Source organism: Pseudoalteromonas sp. SM9913 (genome assembly GCF_000184065.1).
Classification (GTDB): domain Bacteria; phylum Pseudomonadota; class Gammaproteobacteria; order Enterobacterales; family Alteromonadaceae; genus Pseudoalteromonas; species Pseudoalteromonas tetraodonis.
Genome location: NC_014800.1, coordinates 128,170 through 148,049 on the forward strand (window position 1 = coordinate 128,170; position 19,880 = coordinate 148,049).

Annotated in this window: 12 protein-coding genes and 1 pseudogene; 6 read left to right on the forward strand and 7 right to left on the reverse strand. The window is 39.4% G+C overall.

Annotated elements, in window-relative coordinates; translation table 11 throughout:
- Positions 1-48: 48 nt before the first annotated feature.
- The 4 genes from hemH to PSM_RS15855 form a co-directional block, all read right to left on the reverse strand.
- Entirely contained in the window at positions 49-1,068 is a 1,020-nt protein-coding gene (gene hemH / locus PSM_RS15840) for a ferrochelatase (RefSeq protein WP_013462876.1), read from the reverse strand.
- Between the two features lie 78 nt (positions 1,069-1,146).
- On the reverse strand, positions 1,147-2,484 hold the full coding sequence (locus PSM_RS15845; RefSeq protein ID WP_013462877.1) for an HD domain-containing phosphohydrolase: 1,338 nt from the start codon (positions 2,482-2,484) through the stop codon (positions 1,147-1,149).
- A gap of 246 nt (positions 2,485-2,730) precedes the next feature.
- Positions 2,731-4,140 carry a sensor histidine kinase gene (locus PSM_RS15850; RefSeq protein ID WP_013462878.1) on the reverse strand — a complete coding sequence of 470 codons (1,410 nt, stop codon included), beginning with the start codon at positions 4,138-4,140 and terminating at the stop codon, positions 2,731-2,733.
- Positions 4,137-5,321, reverse strand: a complete 1,185-nt coding sequence (locus tag PSM_RS15855) for an FIST signal transduction protein (protein WP_013462879.1) — start codon at positions 5,319-5,321, stop codon at positions 4,137-4,139. The genes PSM_RS15850 and PSM_RS15855 overlap by 4 nt, the downstream gene beginning before the upstream one ends.
- Positions 5,322-5,514: 193 nt before the next feature.
- Here PSM_RS15855 and PSM_RS15860 point away from each other — a divergent pair, with 193 nt between their 5' ends.
- From PSM_RS15860 to PSM_RS15870, 3 genes are read left to right on the forward strand one after another with little or no spacing between them, the layout of a single operon-like run.
- Positions 5,515-6,108, forward strand: a complete 594-nt coding sequence (locus PSM_RS15860) for a response regulator (protein WP_269077464.1) — start codon at positions 5,515-5,517, stop codon at positions 6,106-6,108.
- Positions 6,109-6,111: 3 nt separating this feature from the next.
- Positions 6,112-8,121, forward strand: coding sequence for an EAL domain-containing response regulator (locus PSM_RS15865; RefSeq protein ID WP_013462880.1), 2,010 nt, complete (start codon positions 6,112-6,114; stop codon positions 8,119-8,121).
- On the forward strand, positions 8,118-9,275 hold the full coding sequence (locus PSM_RS15870; RefSeq protein ID WP_013462881.1) for an HDOD domain-containing protein: 1,158 nt from the start codon (positions 8,118-8,120) through the stop codon (positions 9,273-9,275). Before PSM_RS15865 ends, PSM_RS15870 begins: the two co-directional genes overlap by 4 nt.
- 299 nt (positions 9,276-9,574) lie before the next feature.
- Here PSM_RS15870 and PSM_RS15875 read toward each other — a convergent pair.
- Positions 9,575-10,744, reverse strand: a pseudogene (locus PSM_RS15875) (IS3 family transposase).
- A gap of 221 nt (positions 10,745-10,965) precedes the next feature.
- Between PSM_RS15875 and PSM_RS15885 the strand changes: the two are divergent.
- On the forward strand, positions 10,966-13,494 hold the full coding sequence (locus tag PSM_RS15885) for a TonB-dependent receptor plug domain-containing protein (protein WP_013462884.1): 2,529 nt from the start codon (positions 10,966-10,968) through the stop codon (positions 13,492-13,494).
- Positions 13,495-13,667: 173 nt separating this feature from the next.
- Positions 13,668-13,868, forward strand: a complete 201-nt coding sequence (arfA, locus tag PSM_RS15890) for an alternative ribosome rescue factor ArfA (RefSeq protein WP_013462885.1) — start codon at positions 13,668-13,670, stop codon at positions 13,866-13,868.
- A 550-nt stretch (positions 13,869-14,418) separates the two neighbouring features.
- Here arfA and PSM_RS15895 read toward each other — a convergent pair.
- Positions 14,419-15,144, reverse strand: a complete 726-nt coding sequence (locus PSM_RS15895) for a MauE/DoxX family redox-associated membrane protein (protein ID WP_013462886.1) — start codon at positions 15,142-15,144, stop codon at positions 14,419-14,421.
- A gap of 363 nt (positions 15,145-15,507) precedes the next feature.
- Positions 15,508-16,530 (reverse strand): LacI family DNA-binding transcriptional regulator, encoded by a 1,023-nt coding sequence (locus tag PSM_RS15905; RefSeq protein ID WP_013462888.1) that lies wholly within the window; start codon positions 16,528-16,530, stop codon positions 15,508-15,510.
- A gap of 509 nt (positions 16,531-17,039) precedes the next feature.
- On the opposite strand from PSM_RS15905, the gene PSM_RS15910 reads away from it, so the two are divergent.
- Positions 17,040-19,730, forward strand: coding sequence for a family 20 glycosylhydrolase (locus PSM_RS15910; RefSeq protein WP_013462889.1), 2,691 nt, complete (start codon positions 17,040-17,042; stop codon positions 19,728-19,730).
- Positions 19,731-19,880 lie beyond the last annotated feature (150 nt).

Here is a 19,880-nt window from a genome sequence, read left to right on the forward strand (position 1 = left end):
TCTTGCTGATCGCTGACAGCTAAAACCTAACCGCTGCTCTTCCCGTTTTTATAGCATTGGTTTTAACACATCAAACATGGCGTCTATGTGATCGTCACGGTCGTTAAGCGCTGCTATATAACGGTATTTTTCGCCGCCGGCTTCTTCAAAAATCTCTCGGTTTTCACCTTCTAATTCTTCAAGTGTTTCTAGGCAGTCGGCGCTAAAGGCTGGGCTGATAATAGCCACATCTTTAATTCCTTCGCCAGGTAAGCTCTCAAGAGTTGCATCTGTGTAAGGTTTTAACCATTCAGCTTTACCAAAACGGCTTTGGAAGGTGGTGATCACTTTGTTTTTATCTAGGCCTAGCTTTTCTACCACTAAACGGGTGGTTTGTTGGCATAGGCAGTGATAGGGGTCGCCATTATCTAAAAACTGTTTAGGCATACCATGATATGAAAACACCATTTTTTGTGGCATGCCGTGTTTTTCTAAATCTTCGCTAATGCTGTTAGCAAGCGACTCTAGGTAGGTTGGGTTTTTGTGATACCCATTTACAAAGTGTAGCTCTGGCACCCAGCGCCATTTTTTTAATACATTTGCCACGGCATCAAATGTTGAGCCTGTGGTTGGACTTGAATATTGTGGGTAAAGTGGTAACACAATAATGCGGGTTAAGCCTTTATCTCTGAGCTCTTCAAGGCCCGCTTCGATTGATGGGTTACCATAGCGCATCGCCATAACCACTTCGGTGTTGGTATAGCCGTGCTGTTTTAATAAGGCATTTAATTTAATGCTTTGTTGACGTGTAATGTGGGTCAGTGGTGAGCCATTTTCAGTCCATATGCTTTTATACAATTTAGCTGAGCGCTTTGGGCGTATACGCAAAATGATGCCATGCAGAATAAGCATCCACACAATACGCGGTATTTCTACGATACGAGGGTCTGACAAAAACTCACGTAAGTAAATACGCAATGCACTTGCTGTTGGGGCATCGGGGCTACCTAAGTTGGTCAGAAGTATTCCCGTTTTTTGGTTAAAACGCCCGTCGTGGGGATTGTCGGTAACGGCAGAAAATCGCGACACGTTGTGCTCCTTCAAGCAATGGATTTAGAGGTATCTATTTAGGCTTAGTATAACGAATAAAAGAGTATTTTAGATCAATCATTTAGCCATTTTAACCATAATTCTAAATGGGGTCGGCTTTTTAGCTTCGAGTTGTTGTAGCTTAACAATCGATTTCGTATTGAAAATATGTCCTTTAGGCAAAAGCATAATACCTGTATGGCTGTGCAGTGAGTTTGCCAATATCATATTTTCTTCGAGTTCTTGTGCGCTCATCACCTTTATTGAACCAATAGAGCTGTCAGAGGCAATGAGTTTAGCGTGGCTGGCTTCAAGTGCATCAACAATACGCGGGTGGTATAAGCTGCCACTGTTTGATTTAATACTATTGAGCGCAAATTGATGGCGTTGTTTTGTTGTAAGTAACGGCTCACTTTGCTCGTAACCCTCCCAATAGTCACGAGCAACACTGAGCACCATAGCTCCAATGGGAATATCGTTTTTAGCAAGTCCTTTGGGAATACCTTGGCCATTGTAGCGTTCGAATTGGTGGTAAATTGCATCAGACACATCGCTTAAATGAGTCGCAGGCATGAGCATTAATTGTGAAATACTTGGGTGGGTGTAAAACGTTTTTCTTTGAACTTCATTAAGCTCGTTAATGGGTTTGTTGTAAAGCTCAGGGTCCATAGCAAGTAAACCAATTTGAGCCAAATACCCCGCAATAGGCGCAAGTTCAATGCTTTTTTGCGATACGTTAAGGTAACGCGCTATTTGAGTACATGTACCGGCTATATTTTCTGCTCTTTTACCATCGAGATAAGGATTCGCATTGATAAAATTATAAAGCAGTTCAACAGTAGATTGGTGCTCTCGTTTTTCACTTTCATTAGCGACTTCAAGTTTTTTTAATACGCTTCTAATTTGTTTTGTCCGCTTTTCGACGAGTTGCTCTAGGTTAGTATTCAGCTCTTTTAATTGTTCATTTTGCTGATTTACATGGCGCTGTAAAATCTCATTTTGCTTTTTGAGTCTAAACTTTTCGACGCCTGATTGGATAACGCTAATTAAGTGATCGTTTTGCCAAGGCTTTTGCACGTAGGCGTGAATGCCTCCTTCATTAACCGCACTAATTGTTGACTCTAAATCAGAAAAACCAGTTAACAAAATACGCTGGCTATCGGGGGCAACTTTTCTTGCTTTAGCTAAAAACTCAGCACCGCTCATTAGTGGCATACGCATGTCGCTAATTACGACATCAAACTGTTTTTTTTGCATTTTTTCAAGTGCATCATGGCCACTGGTTGAAACACTCACATCAAATTTATACTGGCGTAAAAGTCGTACTAAAGATTTGAGTACATTAGCCTCATCATCCAGGCATAAAATGCTCGGCGGCTGTTCATTTAATTGCTCTAATACATCAATGTCCGTCATTTTTTTACCAATAAGAAAGTGAGTTTTATAGCTAAATTTAGTCTAAGCTTTGGTTGTAAACAACTGATTTATTTAAGCCGTTTCCAAGTATACTATTTGAACAATACGCAAATCATTGTTGTTAGGATTAAATAAGGTAACGCTGTGTTGTAGTTTGCATCTATTTTTACTGTAATTCTCTGTAATTTAGATGAGTACTTATTTAAATAAAATCGAATCTAAGCAAAATCGAGAGTGTGACATAGCTTACTCAATTTGTTTGTTGGCATGTAATATGGTCAGTACGTCGTCAGTTAATGTGGGCTTTTTAGGTAACGTAATATAAAAAGCAGTGCCTTGGTTTAACTGGCTTTCAACTCGAATTTGGCCACTATGTTGCTCTATAATTGCTTTACTTATAGCTAGCCCTAACCCTGTGCCTTGGCCTATTGGTTTTGTAGTATAGAAAGGGTCAAAAATTTTATTTAATTTGTCCTCATCAATTCCACTGCCATTATCGGCAATAGTTATATAGGCATTTTTTTTATCGGCTTTAGTGGTAATACTGATGACACCGACTTTGTCGCAAATGGCTTGAGCGGCGTTAAAAAATAAATTTAAAAATACCTGAGAGAGCTGGGTCGAACGTCCTGTGATGATAACGGGTTCTGTGTCGTAGTGTTTTTCAACGTTGGCGTTGTATTTAATTTCATTCCAAGCAACACGTAATGTATTATCAATGAGCTCGGTTATATCAATATCGCCAATTTGGGTTTGATCCGGATGAGCAAATTGCCTTAATCCTTGAACAATCTCCTTAACACGATCAGCCCCTTCAGTCATTTCAGCAATGATATCGCTTGAGTCTGTTTCTAATTCATCAAATTGATAATGTTGCAGCGTATCTGCTAATGGTTGCTGCGCTATGGCTTTTTCAGCTTTGAGTGCGTTAATTAAATGACTAAATTGCTCAAGGTTGTAAGCCAAATTTTGGATATTACTGACAATGTAGCTTAAAGGGTTGTTTATTTCGTGTGCAACGCCTGCCGCCATTTGCCCTAACGAAGCCATTTTTTCAGAGTTGATTAACACTTGTTCAATGTTACTTTGTTTTTCTTCCATTTCTTTTTGTTTAACAAGTAAATTTCGTTTTTCAAATTGTGAAATTGTATTCCCTGCAAAGCTGACAAAGCGTTGCATTAAAGTAATATCGTGCTGATTAAATGCGCCAATTGTTTCTGAAAAAATATAGAGCTGGTAGCTTTCTGTACTGGTACTTACTGGGGTGGTGAGCATTGCATGCTGCGAATGCCAAAAAGGATCAGTTACTTGCCAATCAGGAAGTTGGTGTAAGTTAAATACATTTTTAATGTCTCTATTGGGTTTATTTAGTGCTTTGAGTTGGGTAATTATTTCATCACTTTGTGGGTGCGATGCTGTAATTAACGTCGTGGTTTCATTGCTGGGGTTTATTTTAATTAAAATAGCCGCAGAAAAAGCAATGGCTTGCTGCAAAATATCAAAAAACTCAGTGAGTAAGGTTTCAGTTTTGTCGTTCTTTAAAATGGCATCTAAGCCATTTAAGATCAGGCTATTAAAGGCACGGTTTTCTTCAAGTGCTAAATTATGAACTTGTAATAAGTGTAGCTTTTCTAACAGTATTTCATTGCTACTCATTCAGGGCCACCAAAGATTTCGCATGAAATCATTAAATTACCATGTTTACTTGTTGAATCGCTGAATGTGCCGAGCTCCCCAAAAGTAAAGCCCATAATAAATGGGGTGTTGGGTAGTTGTGCTGCAATAGACTCTTTTACTTCTTGCATGGCGTCTTTAATTGACAGCATACAGCCTCCGCAAAAAATAATAATAGCGCCGGTAATATTTTTTATGGCATGGAGTTCTGCCAATTTAGTTAATGAGGTGACAACCACATCACCTCGTTTAATTAGTTGCTCTGGGCTTCCCGAAGCTAAATAAATAGTATCGCCAACGCTTAAATTTGAAAATAATTCTAGCGTGCCATTTTCAGCTACCGCTGGATGACTTAACAGTAATCGAGGGATTTCATCATTTAAAGAAAGGGCGCTTGCCAATGGGGTCATTGTTGATTGAGCAAGGATATTTCCTGAAGTTAAGGCGTTTAAACCTATGTTTTTTCGCCACTGATTATAAACATCAAACGCGGGCTGGTTATCAATTGTTTTTAATAAACGACCATCCACGTCTGTCACTGTACCTTGCTGGTCAGTTTTATCGTAGCCTGAACTATAAAAGCCGAATGTTTCTACACTGGGGTATAACACCGCAATAATAAAACCTTGTTGGTATACATTTTCAGTATCGCTAAAACACCATTTTGCTGAAATATCGTTGTCGGCGCAACTTCCTCCAAAAACAGGTATACGCTGCCCGATAGCATCTTGAATTCCCTGCAAAACCAGCTCCTCATTACCTGGGACTTGAAAGCACCAGACCATTTTTGGGGCGAGGCCTGCTTGGCCTGCATTAGCAATGGCTTTAAGTACGGTTTGAGCAGCATTTTCTCTTAGATTATCGGTTGCATTACAACTTGCAACACCATAATGCCCATTTGAGTCTTTAATCGAGAATAAACTAATACTTTGCTCATTTAATGATAGGGTTTGGTCGGTTGATGACCCAAGACACGAAGAGATGATTAAACAATTGTGAGTGTTTTTTAAAGAGCGTGGCTGGTTATTAAAAAGGTATTTAATGGTATCGGTTGTAGCAAACCCAAGCAGTAAATCTGGGCTGTTGTTCGTAAACTGACTAACAGGTTGGATAAATTTATCTATATCGCTGCCGTGAGTGTGAAAAGTATCAATGGCGAACATAGATGCCCCTTGGTGATAACAATAGCCACAACCGTGGATGTTTTAATTATTAATAATCGCTTAGGATTTATTCTAGACTATTCTTGAATAAGGTGTGTTACTGAATTTACGATTAGTAAATGTCACTTATGTCTTGAGTGTCTTATTTGTCGTCTTGTTATTAAATTTATGTTAATGTAAATTTAAAATCAAGCTGAATATTATTAACATGCTAAAAACATTAAAGCCAAGTGAGATTGCTCGTTACTGCGATGTTCATCAACGCACGGTAAGCCGTTGGATTAACGCGGGTGACCTGAAAGGGCATAAGCTGACTGGTCGTGGTAATTATAGAGTGCAGGTAATTGACTTTATTGATTTTTTAGTCAGACATAAAATGCCAGTTCCACAAAGTTTGTCGCACAAGCCACAGGTCTTAATTATTGATGATGAGGCTAATGTCCGTTCTGTAATTAAGCGTGTTTTAAAACGAAGCGGTTTTGATGTCGTAGAAGCCGCAGGCGGGTTTGAGGCGGGTACGTTAATGCATCAACGAAAGCCAGAGCTGATCACTGTGGATTTATCTATGCCAGGGCTTAGTGGTATAGAGGTAATTCGTTTTATTCGCTCTTGTGAAGAGTTTAAAGATATTAAGGTGTTAGTGATTTCAGGGATGCCTGAAACTCAACTAATCGATGCAGTTAATGCCGGTGCTGATGGGTATATTTGTAAGCCATTTAGTAACGATACATTGATAAACAGTGTAAATATTTTATTTGGTAAAAATAGAACTCTTCTTGGGGTGTAAATAGTGGCTTTGCGAATTTTATTGGTAGACGATGAACTTAATGTATTGAAATCTTTAAAACGAGTACTTGTTCGTTCAGGTTATGATGTAATGACGGCATCCAGTGGTTTTGAGGCACTTGAAATATTAGCGGCTAATCAAGTTGAGATAATCATTACTGACTTTAGAATGCCAGAAATGAACGGAGCTGATTTATTACGCCAAGTTAAAATTAATTGGCCCGATTGCGTAAATTTAGTGCTCAGCGGGTATGCTGATTTTAAGTCTGTGGTTGAGTTATTAAATCAGGGATTGGTATTTCGTTTTTTAGAAAAGCCATGGGTTGATAGTGAGCTACTTGAAAACATTAGCGAGGCGAAAGTAAAATATGAACAGCGCCGAGCTAAAAGAGTAAGAGATCAGTTATTAATGGGCAGTATGTCGGCATTAATAGAAATAGACAATGACGGCATTATTAATCGTTTTAATGCACCTGCCGCTGAAATCATTTCAGATATTCATTTATACGAAAACAAACACCTCGCCAATTTAGATACAGCTCAAAACAAAGCGGTAAGTCAGTCGTTTGTTGATAAGCAAAGCAGTACACTTTTTATTAATTATACTTGCACTTCTGATCTAGCTAAAAGCGAAGAAGTTATGATTGAGCGTTGTTTACATGACGGTTTTTGCCAGCTTTTAAAGTTATCAATTAACTCAAATAGTATGAGTAATATTTTTCAACTTACCAGAACACCATCAGTGGTGACTAACGAGTCTGATTTTTATCATCATTTAGCCCTGTGTGAAGCGAATAAAGAATGTTATGCCCTCGTTTATATAGGTATTGCGCAGTTTCAATTAATCAATGATCTGTTAGGCGCAGAAGATGGCAGCCACCTTATAAAATTGGTTTTGGAGGTGCTAAAAGGCGTATCAAAGCAACCGGTGAAAGTTCTTCATAAGAGCGCCGATCGGTTTGTATTATTTGTTCCTGAAATTAAATCTGATAGTGAAATTTTAACCGATTTAAATAAGGCGATGAATGATCTGAAAAAACTACTCCCTAGTAAATATAACGATGCCCATGTGCAGCTTTATGGCGTGTATGGGTTGTTTCCTGAGGATAGTTTGGAAGGAAAAGAACTCGTTAATCAAATGCAGTTGACGATGAATTACCAAGTAAGTGAACAACAGCGTATTTGTTCTCGGTTTGATCCTCAGCTGGTAGCCGATTATAAAAAGAACTTTGAGTTAAGCCGTTTATTATTAACAGCGGTAAGTAATGATGAACTATCGTTGCGTTTTCAGCCAAAAGTTGACACTAAAACAGGGCAAATATTGATTGCTGAGACGCTTATTCGCTGGTATGAGCCGAGTAAACATGGCTGGGTACCGCCAGCTCATTTTATCCCGATTGCTGAATGTGATGGCCAAATTATATCAATAGGACGCTGGGTTATTTCTCAAAGTTGTAAAACGTTAAAATATTGGACAGAGAATAATACAGGCGTGCGTGTATTGGCAATTAACTTATCTGCTAGACAATTAAAAGATGATCCCGATTGGATTGACTTTATGCTCGAGTGTTTAAGTCGCAATAATTTAGAGTCATCACAGTTGGTTTTTGAGTTAACAGAAACCTATTTAATAGAAGATTTTGCTATTTGCGAACAACAGTTAATAAGGTTAAGAACGTTGGGATTTAAGTTATTGATTGATGACTTTGGTGTGGGTTACTCATCACTTGGCTACCTTTCTAAGCTGCCAGTAGATGGTGTTAAACTAGATAGAGCCCTTATTGCTGATATAGAGTCGTCTTTAGCGATGCAAAGTATGATTCGTAATATTACGCGTATGTCACATGATCTAAATCTTAAAGTTGTTGCTGAGGGGGTAGAAACAGCCTATCAATGTGAATTAATTAAAAAGTTAGGGTGTGACTACATACAAGGCTATTACTATAGTGAGCCTTTAGAGCAGGATGATTTTTGTAATTACTTAAGCCATTTCAATTCTCAAGGTGCGCAATGAGTTCAATAGCGGTAGTCATACTAGATGACGATGCTTTTTTATTAAAAGTATTACAAAGAACTATTCATCGAGCCTTTCCAGAGGTTGATATAATGACAACCTCTGATATTGATGAATTTTGGCAGCTGCTAAACACTAAGCAAGACTTAGATTTAGTATTAAGTGATTATTTAATGCCGCAAATGAATGGATTGGATGTTTTAGAGCAATGCTCTTCACAAAACCCCTACCCAGTCAGAGCATTACTTACTGGTGATATGACACTGAGTACCATGATGCGACAACCTAATGTTGTGCATGCTTACCTTGCTAAACCGTTTAATGAGGCAGACATAACCGCACTTTTTAACAATGTGGCGGCGTTAAAGTCGTTACCCTTTGCTTTTAATGTGCGCAGGCAGTTAGGGGCTATGATCAGCTTTCCTGTTTATCCTCTTATTTTGAAAGAACTCAGGGAGTTAGTACAAAGCGATGAATTTGATTTGCATGATATTGCCCATGTTGTTTCTCAAGAGCCAATAATAACTGCTAAATTGTTGCAACTTGCAAACTCATCTTATCTTGGGTTTGTAAGGCCAACATCGTCAATTGATGAAGCTGTGTCGAGGCTCGGAACAACGATATTAATGGCTATCACCACTTCTTTATTAGTTGCCAAAAATTTTGAATCGTCTATTCCTTCGGCTATCCATGAGAAACAATTGGATATAGCGGCGAATTACGCTAGTTGTGTTAAGCGTTTTGCTAAGCAGGCAGGTTTTAACTTACATGATCAAGAACTATTATTTTCAGTGGCGTTATTGAGTTTTGTTGGCAAAATTATTTTGCTGTCTCAAGGGGAAAGTGAAGCGTCTTTTGAGCATGAAAAAGCCGTGAGTGAAGAATATGCTAGTTCTAACTTTATTTCGGCCTATGTTTTAAAGTTATGGGGATACGACACGAAAATGTGTAGCTTATTAATGAGTTGCCATGATTTAGCCGCCACTGATGATAATGAGTTAATTCCGCTTAATCATACGTTATTTATTGTTAGGCAAATTCTTTTTGATAAACACTCCCCCATGCAGTTACGCGCATACTGTGACTCAAAAGGTGTAGACCCTATACTTTGCCATCTAATTAGTGAATTTGATTGGCATAGTTATACCTCTTAAATAGGCCTGTATAAAATATTGTTTAAAAATGGACAGTACTACATAACTACCTATGTATAGTTTTTTCTGAGTACCCTTTCTTACCTTTAGTATCTACTTTAGTCTTATAAAAACCGCATAAAACCTCATTTGGGGTGTGTTTTTTGCTCATTTCAGAGTGAAAAATATACAAAACCGTTATTTTCACTAATTATGAATAAAACCTCAATATTAACATTGTATTAACTTTGGGCGGTGTGATATTAAATTGCTACTTTGGTTGTATTTTGATACGACCCCGATAAAGTAGACACGGGTTTTTAATTCATTAACTCGTATTGCATGGGACTCACATTTCCTAGCGTGCCATGCATTCTTACTGAGTTGTAGTAGTTTTCGATATAAAAGCGACTTTGTACTGTCATTTCACTACGACTCAGTTCATTTAAATTGTTCATCCATTCTTTTTTATACTGGGCAAAAAAGCTTTCTGAGCAGGCATTATCCCAGCAATTCCCTTTTCTCGACATGCTAATTGTTACCTGTCGGTTGTTCAACCACGATATTGTTTCTTTTGCACGATACTGGCTGCCTTGGTCTGAGTGAAATAATAAGCGACTTCCATCAGGTTTACGTGCATCCCATGTTTTTTTTAACGCTCTAATCACCAAGTCTGCGCTGTTAACTCGACTTGTTGCCCAACCAACGACTTTGCGTGAGTATAAATCTAAAATTACACATAAATACTGCCAACCCTCTCTGCAACGAACTTGCGTTATGTCTGACACCCATACCGTATTGGGTTCATCAACACTAAACTCACGACCCAATAAGTTTTCTGCAGTGATATGCCCCTGCTTTTTTCCGCTACCGGTATATCGGCGTTTACCCGCGGCTGAGCGGTAACCCATACTCTGCAGTAATCGCTGCACACGGCCTTTACTACACTCATACCCATTATCTATAGCGGCTTTCCACAACTTTCTGTAGCCCGGAATACAGTGCTCATCACTACTTACTTTTTTCAAAAACTCAAGCAATGAGTCGTTTTCTGACGCACGTTGACTTAATGATTGCTTTAGCCATTTATAATATCCAGCTTTTGATACTGACAACCATGTGCATAATTTTTTTATCGTTTTCTTAGCTGTCGCAGCTTGGTGAATATACTCAAATCTTATTCTTTTCGGCTGTCCAAGTAGGCCTTCGCCTTTTTTAACACATCGTTCTCCAACTGCGCATCTTCCAATTGCTTTTCAAGCTTACGCACTTGGCGCTCCAAATCTTTATATGACTTATCAGGGCCTTGGTTTTTAATTGGGTTAGATGTACTTTTTGACGTCATTTTTCGTCTCCATTTAGATAATAAGACAGGGTTAATGCCCAGCCGATGAGCTATTACATTAACCAGTATCTGGAGAGTCTAACGATTGTTCAACTGCTTTTGTTTTAAATTCAATTGAATGACTACGCCTAGTTTTGATTTTCATAACACTTATTCCTTAAATAAGTGTCCACTTTTATAGAGTCGTATCAATTTTGAGCTTTTATAGGTGTTATTTTCCTGTTTTTAAAGTTATTTGCATTCTTATGCTAATTTTATCAAATTTTTTGTTTCTTTTTGTTTGTGTATGTTGCTAGGATGTTGGCAATGGGATACAGGAATATACCCCACACACATTATAAGAATACACAAAACAGGGTCATCATTATGTCAACATATCGTTTAAACACCTTGGCTGTAGCGGTTGCTTTTGCTTTCAGTGCGCCAAGTATGGTTAATGCACAAGAAGCGCCTGCTAAAGCTGAAAAAAATATCGAACAAATATCTGTGTTAGGGTCGCGAGTTTCTAACCGAACAGCAACAGAGTCGTCATCACCTATTGATTTAATTGACGCGGATGATTTAAACAAAGGCGGCTTTACCGAGCTTGGGCAAAGCTTACAAGCGACAGCGCCATCGTTTAACTTTTCTCGTACACAAGTTTCTGACGGTTCCGATTTATTTCGCCCAGCAACATTACGCGGTTTACAGCCAGATCAAACGCTGGTTTTAGTCAACGGTAAGCGCCGCCATAATCAATCTATTTTTGGTTTAACTAGTACCGTGGGCGGTGGCTCTGCGGGGACTGATATGAATGCGATCCCGCTTATTGCCTTAAAAGGGGTTGAGGTTTTACGTGATGGTGCGGCGGCGCAGTACGGCTCAGATGCGATTGCGGGGGTTATCAATTTATCACTTAATAACTCAACAGATTTAACCACAGGTTATGTGCAATACGGTGAAACGGCAGAAGGCGATGGGGAAACAATTTCTGCAGGTTTAAATCGTGGTTTTGAACTAGGCAACGAAGGTGGATTTATTAATTTATCGCTTGAGTATCGCGATGCAGATAAAACCAATCGTGCCGAGCGAGATACCGGTGGTTCACTTAATGTCGCACCAGGTACTTTATCGGACGAAGTTCGTTGGGGACAAGGTAATGCAGAGAGTGAATTTACTTCGGTATTTTACAATATGGCATTGCCAATGAGTGAGGGCGAGCTTTACTCATTTGGTGGTTATTCTGAGCGTACTGCACTAGGTAACGGCTTTTATCGTAACTTTAACGAAGCATCTAAAAACGTGATTCAAGTCTATAGCGATGGATTTTTACCGCAAATAGACAATGAAGCACAGGATATCTCTGTTTCAATCGGTTTTAGAGGTGATATTAACTCTGATTGGAATTACGATGTATCGGCGGTATATGGTGAAAACCAATACGACTTTACCTCACGCAATACATTAAATGCCTCTTATGCTGCTGAGTACTTATTTAATAACCCAGGTGCAAGTGATGCCGATATTGCTGCTAATGCAGGGCCAATTGAGGGGTATTCGGGTGGCTTTAGGTTTGACCAAACAACATTCAACGCGGATGTGAACGGGATTGTTGATATTGGCCGCAGTGAGCCTGTGTACGTGTCAATTGGTGCTGAATACCGTAAAGAAAACTATGAAATTGTACCCGGTGAAGAAGCCTCATACGCGTGTGGCACTGCTAACACAGATACTTCATACCCATCAGTGAACGATCCGAATCAATTTGCACAATGTGGTTTTCAAGCCTACAACGGCCTTCGCCCTGAAGCATCAAATAAAAGTGATCGCGATAGCTACGCCGTTTATATTGACGCAGAAACTATGGTTACCGATGCGTGGAATGTTAGCGGTGCACTTCGTTACGAAGATTTCTCTAATGCGGGTGACGACATAATTGGTAAAGTAGCCACGCGTTATGAATTTAACGATGATTTTGCGGTACGTGGTGCGTTATCAACGGGTTTTAGAGCGCCATCATTACAGCAAAGCGGTTACACTGCGTTTACCACTAACTTAGGTTCTGACGGCACGTTAAGCCAGTCGTTTACAGCAACAACGGGCTCAGCATTTCCAGCTGCATTAGGCGTTGATAACTTAAAGCTTGAAACATCAACGAACTACAGTGCAGGCTTTGTTTATGATGTGACGAGTGATTTATCGTTAACGGTGGATTTTTACCGTGTAGAAATTGAAGACCGTATTACACTGGGCAGCTTGTTATCGGCTGATGATGTGGCATTTAGTCCTGATGCAGTTGCCGCGCTACAGGCAACGGGGGCAGTACAAGCGAATTACTTTTCAAACTCAGTGAATTCGACAACGCAGGGTGTTGACATTATTGCGTCCTATCGCACTGATTTATATGAGGGTAATTTCTCTGCTACGTTTGCCGGTAATTTAAACGAAACTAAAATTGACAGTGTTAATGCAGCACCGGGTATTCCTGAAAATGTAGCACTTGATGATATCCAAAGTAGTTTTTTAACTGATGGGCAGCCGGGCGAACGTGCAACGCTTACGTTTGATTATGAGCGTGACGCGTATAGCTCAATGATCCGCTTTAATTACTTTGGCGAAACCGATGTGAAGTACTTTGGTAATGACCATATTGAACTTGCAACAGATGGCTCATTTAAAGCAACCAGTACGGTAGAATCAGCCGTATTAGTGGATTTAAATGTAAGTTATCAAATTAACGATATGTTTGCTCTATCGGTAGGTGCAGACAATGTATTTGATGAAACACCGGATGAGTTAGGCGATGATGAAGTATTAAACGCTATTTCAAATGGGGCATTTAAATACCCGTTACGTGCCGTACCCTATGGCTTTGATGGTCGTACTTACTACGCAAAAGTAAGCTTTAGTTTTTAATTTTATAAGCTAAATAGGCGCCGTTATAAACGGCGCTTTTTTTATGGCTAAAATATATTTAAAACAGCATTAAAAATGATTGCATGTTTGAAAATTAAGCATACAATCGCCATCAATAACACAGTGGGATATATATCCCTCGTTATACTCATTTTATTAATAGGAAAAAATAAATGGCGAAAAAAAGCAAAGCAAAAGCGGTTAACAAATCCGCAGTAGACACTGGGCGCGGTGTGATAAAACACAACGCATTGGCAGCACTGGTAACCTCTAAAGTATTTAAACCGCAAGTGGTTAAAGCCAAAAAAGGCAAAGGCTCGTTTAAACGCAGTAACAAACATGCAGGACAAGAGTCCTATTTAATCGCGGCTTAAATAGCACCGATCAAATAGGGATTTTGTTGCGAGTTAGCTAAGTGTTTGCTGAAATAAGGCGGGCTTCGGGCTTCGGGCTTCGGGCTTCGAGCATAGAGCTATGCTTCATAATTTTAATCCTGGGGCGATGTAAAATCGCTGCTATCGGCCTATGTTTGGCTTTTTACTTCCTCTAAAGCGCAGCGCCTCATAACCTCTTTGTGAATAAATCAGTTAGAAGATGTTTGCACAAAGAGAAGAGAATGAGGAGAAAATGAGCAGACAAAAAATACGGACTTTTGATTGTATGCATCTAATTATACTTAATAATTTTAATTCTGACGCGATATAAAATCGCTGTTACCGCTTTATATATGGCTTTATATTTCCTCTTTCAGCGCAGCGTCTCATAACCTCTTTGTAAATAAATCACTTAAAACATGTTTGCACAAAGAAAAGTGAGTGAGGGTTAATGTGAAAATATAAAAACAGGAATGCTCTTCCCGTAGCTCTTAGCTCGCTATCAAAACATGAAGGGCGCGGTAGGTTTTAAACCTATCGCGCCTTTTTATTATTTAACTAGCATCCAGATACCGGCTGCTATCATAAATAGGTTTTCGGTTAGTGAAATAAAGCCAAGCGGTACATTGCTATCGCCGCCAACACAGGCACATTTAAGTTCGCGTTTGTCTATATACACGGCTTTAATCACGGATATTGCGCCGACACTACCAATCAACAAAGAGATAGGTGCAACCAAGTAAACCGGAAGTGCTGCAATCATGGCCACGCCAACAAAGGCTTCTAAAAATGGATATACATAAGCGTAAGGAATCACTTTCATGGCAAGTAAGTCGTAAGTGATAAAGGAATTTGAAAAACTGTTTAAATCTTGCAGCTTTTGAATGGCCAGTACCGCCATGGTTAATGCCACGAAAAGCTCAAGTGTATACATGCTTAGCCCTGCACCACTTAACGAAAAAGCTAAACTGAGCAACAAGGTAACCGCAAAAATCGCTATCACAGGGGTATAGGTTGTACCTTGCTGACCGGCAGGCGATTTATTAAAGAAACTTCTAAGCTCATCGTAGCCACCGATGCGCTTATCATCTATAAACGTTTGTGGTGTTGTTTCTACGTCGTGTTGCTGTTTAAACGCATCGGTTTGCGCTCTTGAGGTGAGTAAGTGATCGTTTACTTCAAAGCCTTGACGTTCAAGTAAATCTTTAGATTTTAAACCAAATGGGCAAATATGTTCATCGGTTGCCATTCTATACAATTGGGCTGACTTGGCCATATTTTACTCCTGTATATTTATACCAATTTGCAATAATACTTAATCATTTTGAGGGGGCAAACCAGACGCTCACAGACGTTAAAAACGTCTCATTTAGAACAACTAAATAACGAAATTTTTTGCCTTGCTATCGACACGATTTTCCTCCCTCAAAATAGCTCAGTTAATTAAGCGAATTGGTATTGGAAAGGTTAACTGAGTTATATAACCTTGAAAGATCAACAGGCCCTAAGTGTAAAATTTACAACATGTGCCGTTTTATTGTTAATAAACTCAGTGGTACAGGCTATACGTTCAAAAATCAAGCCGCTTTTAATGCTTTAAGCGCTGAAGGGGGACTTGCAGCGCGTGCCAGCTAATTAATTATAAAGCTATGGGAGGGGCTGTTGAATCTCTGACAACCAGTTCTGGTGTGTATAGTTTAATAATATCGCGGTCATTGCCATTACGAATTTGCGCTATCAGTAAGCTGGCTGCATCTTCAGCAATTTTATTATTTGGCTGATGCGCTGTAGTGAGCTTTGGCCATGTTTGGCGTGAGAATGGGCTATCCTCAAACCCTGTAATAGAAAGCTCGCTGGGTATATCAATGTTCATTAATCTGGCTGCAAATAACGCACCGGCGGCTATTTCATCGTTACATGAGACGATAGCGGTTGGCCTGTTTTGTTGATTAATGAGTGTTTTAGCACCCTCAACCCCGGATTCAAATGAGTATTCGCCATCAATAATTAAGCTAGGGTCTATAGTAATGTCGTATTGTTTTAAAGCCGCTTTGTAGCCCTCTAAGCGCTCTTTGGTGGAGTTATGTTCGCTGCCCCCAGCTAAAAAGCCGATGCGTGTGTGGCCATTATTTATAAGGTGTTCGGTAATTGATTTAGAGGCGAGGTTATCGTCAATCATAATACAGGGCGTTAATGTATCGGGGGCGTCGTGCCCCGATAAAATACGCACAACTTTTAGGTCAAGCTGTGTCAGCTTTTCAACAAAATGTGGCATCTCTGAAAATGGCGGCGTGAGTAAAATACCGGCAATTCGGGTGCGTTTTATCATGCTGGTTATTTCGTCAATAATATGTGCTTCTTTGGCATCGCATGGGTGGATAAGTAGTTCAAACCCTTGCTTTTTACACGTATCTAAAATGCCGTTTTGCATATCTATAATATAGTAGGCATTTGGATTGTCGTAAATGTAAGCAATGCTGTAAGCTTTTGTTCCTGCGAGACTTCTTGCAGCAAGGTTAGGCTGAAAGTTCAACTTTTTAACCGACGCCATGACTTTCTCACGGGTGTTGTCACGCACCGAGGTTTCGTTATTTATTACTCGTGATACCGTTTTTATTGATACCCCGGCATCTTTTGCCACGTCGTTTATTGTTGTTCTCATAGGCTTAATAGACCTTTACATATCATTTTGGGTACTAATTTATCTTTATCGGTTAACAACTACAGCAAAAGCAGTTAACAGTGCTCGGTTTTTATTATTTGACGGCTAAATTATAAAGACATCATTGAATATTAACAGTTAATTTATACGCCTTTCTTGTGAGAATGGTAGATAAAGTTTTAGGTAATAATTTAGTCATATTTAAATTTAATTTAAATACAATAGTTTAAAAGAATATTAAGCACATACATGTAAATTTTTTGTATCTTTTTTGCCCTTCTGTGTAGCTATAAAAGAAAAAAAAGGATACATTAACAACTTAATGACAGCGTTGTCATAAATTGGTGCGCGCTGTTAATTATTATTTAAACCCTAGGGTAGCGGATTGTGTGCGCTAAGGTGGCAATTGCTAGATGTGAATAGTGATTGATTTAAAAGCGGGATTAATTTAAGTATCTGAAAGAGATACTTGAGTGACTAAGTTAATAACAATAGAGGGAAAGTAGCGAATGAAGATTAAATCATTACTGACAGCATGCTGCTTAGCACTGGGTTTGAGTGCGTGTCAGGGCAATGTTGATGAACAAAATACGGTATCGGTTCAGCTAAGCCCTGCAAACGATAGCGCCGTAGAGTTACTTGCTAAAACCTTACAAATAAAATATCAGCAGGTTGATAACCGTCCATCAGCACAGTGCGATCCAGATATAGAAAACGGTCACTGTTTTAAAGCGTATTTACATTTAACCGCCAACTCGGCGATTAACTTTGACCAATGGAAAATTTACTTTAGTCAAATTACACCTATTCAAACGGCGGTTAGCGATGAATTTACTATTAAACGTGTTAATGGCGATATTCATGTCATTGAGCTTAAAGACGGGTTTACTGGCTTTAAAGCGGGTGAGACTAAAACGATTACTTTTTATGCGCACTTTTGGTCATTATCGCAAAGCGACGCAATTCCTAATTATATAGTTGTTAATAATAATGACACCGCTAAAGTGATTGAAAGCACAAAACCTAAAATTGACCCAGAGACAGGGTTAGAGGTGTTGCCACATGTTATGCCTTACACCGATTATGAACGTCAGTTTAAACGTACCGCGAATGATAAAACGCAGTGGCTTAGCGCTGAGCGCTTGTTTGAGCGCAATGAAAAATATGACTTTTCTGCTTATTTAACGTCGCAAAATCAAGTGAGCAATGTGATTGCTCAACAAATTATTCCGTCCCCACGTTTTAGCGAATTTAGCCAAACTCAAACGCTAGATATAAGCCAAGGGCTTAATATTAACTACTCAGGAATAGATAAAACACACTTATCTGCCGCAACACAAAGGTTAGCACTACTAGGTATTAATATAAGCGATGATGCAGCGGCCATTAAGGTCACACTTAATACAGTAACTAAAAATGATGAATTTGAAGGCAGCTATAAGTTAGCGATTAAAGCTGATGAAATTGTGATTAATGCCGCTGATGAAGCGGGCATTTTTTATGCTTTGCAAAGCTTAGCGAGTTTGTATCAGGTTAACAGTAATATGTTACCTGTGGGAGAAGTAATTGATGCACCGCATTATCAGTTTAGAGGTGTGTTGGTGGATGTAGCACGGAACTTTCGCGACAAAGGCTTTATTTTAAAGCTGCTTGATCAAATGGCGGCTTATAAACTTAATAAGCTGCATTTACATTTAAGTGATGATGAAGGTTGGCGTATAGAAATCCCATCACTTCCTGAACTTACGGATATAGGGGCGAAGCGTTGTTTTGATCAAAGCGAGCAACAATGTTTAATGCCACAGTTGGGCGCAGGGCTTGATACTTCAAGTGCAGCAAACGGCTATTATTCGGTGGCTGATTATCAAGAAATACTTAAAGCGGCGAGTGCGCGTCATATTCAAGTGATCCCATCACTTGATATGCCAGGGCATTCTCGCGCTGCAATTAAAGCCATGCAAGCGCGTTATAATAAATACATAAAACAAGGCGATAAACAAAAAGCCGAGCAGTTTTTACTTTATGATCCGCTTGATACAACCGTGTATTCGTCGGTACAGCACTATAACGACAATACCATTAATGTGTGTTTAGACTCATCGTATGCGTTTATTCGTGAAGTAATGGAACAGGTAAAAGGCATACACAGTGATGCACAGCATCCGTTAACCCGTTATCACATAGGCGCCGATGAAACCGCCGGAGCGTGGGTTGACTCACCAGCTTGTGCTGATTTTATTAAACAAAATAAGTTAGAAATTACTGAAGCGAGTCAGCTGGGCAGCTATTTTATTGAACGTATTGCGAATATGTTGGCTGATATGAATATTGAAACCGCTGCATGGAGCGATGGTTTATCGCATACTAATCCAGAGAATATGCCAGAGGTTGTACAAGGTAATAGCTGGGATTTATTAATGTGGAACGGCCATCAACGTGCCCATGAATTTGCTAATAGAAATTGGCAAGTGGTACTCTCGTCGCCAGATGTGCTGTATTTTGACTTTCCGTATGAAGCAGACCCACAAGAGCACGGCTATTACTGGGCTTCAAGGCATATAAATACCGAAAAAATATTTCAGTTTATGCCAGATAATTTACCTATTCATGCTGAATTTTGGCTCGATAGAGAAGATAAGCCTTATGTAGCTGATGACACGTTAAAGCATGATGAGCAAGGCAAGGTAGTATCAGCGCCTTTGGCAAAAGATAAACGCTTTATTGGTATTCAAGGGCAGTTATGGAGTGAAAATACGCGCACCAATAATATGGCCGAATATAAGCTCTTCCCACGGTTATTATCGTTGGCACAAAGAGCATGGCATAAGGCAGATTGGGCGGTTCCGTATGATCACAATGGCTTTGTTTATAGCCAACAAACAAATCGCTTTAGCTCAGCATTAAAACAGCAGCGCGATCAGCAATGGCAGACTTTTGCAGCCACAATGGGATTAAAAGAATTTCCTAAGCTAGAAATGGCTGATGTGCATTATCGTCTTGCAAATGCGGGCGCAAAAATTGAGAACGGCATGTTGTACGCCAATATTGCCTACCCTGGTTTGGTAATTGAATACAAACAAGGAAGCGGCCAATGGCAAACCTATAAACAACCCGTCAAAGTAACACAAGATGTATGGATTCGCTCTAAGACTCCATCAGCAAGTCGTGTAAGCAGAAAGCTCAAAGTAACGCACCGATAAAGTGCGTTTTCCTTTAAATTATTGAAGATGAAAGAAGTTATTTATTTGTAAATAAAAATAATGACAACGCTGTCATTTGTGCTAGTATAAGATTCATACAGTATGACAGTCCGGTTTTATTTTCAGTGTTTTGCAAAACGGTCGAACAAA